At 62.1% G+C, this 1,182-nt stretch carries 2 protein-coding genes; both read left to right on the top strand.

Annotated elements, in window-relative coordinates:
- On the top strand, nt 1–741 hold a 741-nt coding region (locus PFH44_RS27820; protein WP_283826871.1), incomplete at its 5' end, for an ABC transporter substrate-binding protein.
- Nucleotides 742–750: 9 nt separating this feature from the next.
- On the top strand, nt 751–1,182 hold a 432-nt coding region (locus PFH44_RS27815), incomplete at its 3' end, for an ATP-binding cassette domain-containing protein (RefSeq protein WP_283826870.1).

Raw genomic sequence — 1,182 nt, 5'->3', positions numbered from 1 at the left:
GCGAAAAGCGCCGGCGCAACGGCCCTGCGCGACCCGCGCGTGCGCCAGGCGTTGGCCTACGCGGTGAACAAGTCGCACCTGGTGCAGGCGCAGGGTGGAAAAATCGCCGCGCTGCCGCTGGGGCAGATTATCACCAGCACCCTGCTCGGCCATGAGCCGTTCGATCCGTACGCCACCACGGACAGTAAAGGCGACCCGGAAAAAGCCAAAGCGCTGCTGAAAGAGGCCGGACTGGCGGATGGGCTGACGTTGGATCTGGTCTATCGCGCCAATAACCAGTTCAGCACCCTGGCGGTGATCCTCAAAGAAGACCTGGCCCGTTCGGGGATTCGCCTGAACCTGATCCCGGTGCCGCCGCCGCAGTTTATGCCGTATTTACAAAGTCCGGAAAACCGCTGGGATCTTGCACTCGGTCAGACCTCCCCTGACTGGCAAGGTCCGGCGACGCGCATGCTGCTCGGAGGCTGGCTGAATTCAGATGCTTCGCCATGCGGGCGCGGCAACGTCTACGCCATCTGCTACAGCAACGACAAGCTGAACCAGTTAGCGAAGCAGGCCTACAGCTCGGACAACCCTGGTCCTGTCTGGCAGGAAGCTGACCGCCTGGTCTCCGCTGACCTGCCGTGGATCCCGCTGTTTGAGAAACGCCGCATTGCGGTGACGTCTGAGCGCGTCACAAACTGGACGTGGTCTTCGCTGGCGACCCAGGCCGATATCACCAATATTGCGCTGAAGCCTTAAGGGGGCGTCATGCCGTTACTCAATGTACGCGACTTAACGATTGGCCTTGACCCGCGTAGTACGCTGGTCAAAGGCGTCAGTTTTCACGTCGAGCCGGGAGAAACGCTGGCGGTAGTGGGCGAGTCAGGGTCCGGGAAAAGCCTGAGCCTGCTGGCGGTGCTTGGCCTGTTACCGACCCAGATGCGCGTGCAGGGAGAGATTGTCTTTAACGACCAGCCGCTGCACGCCTTTACGGCGAATCAAAAGCGCCAACTGCGCGGCGCGCAGATAGGCTACGTGTCGCAGGATCCTCTAAGCAATCTGCACCCGCTGAAAAGCGTCGGGCGGCAAATCGAGGAGGCGATCCTCGCTCACCGGCGTGTGGGGCGTAAGGCCCTACGCACGCAGGTACTATCGCTGCTGGCGGAGGTGGGCATCGCGGATGCCGCCCGCCGCTATCAC

It is taken from the genome of Klebsiella sp. Ech2A (assembly GCF_030078455.1).
Taxonomy (GTDB): Bacteria; Pseudomonadota; Gammaproteobacteria; order Enterobacterales; family Enterobacteriaceae; genus Klebsiella; species Klebsiella terrigena.
The sequence above is the reverse complement of the archived record's forward strand: the minus strand, read 5'-3'. Positions and strand labels throughout refer to the sequence as shown.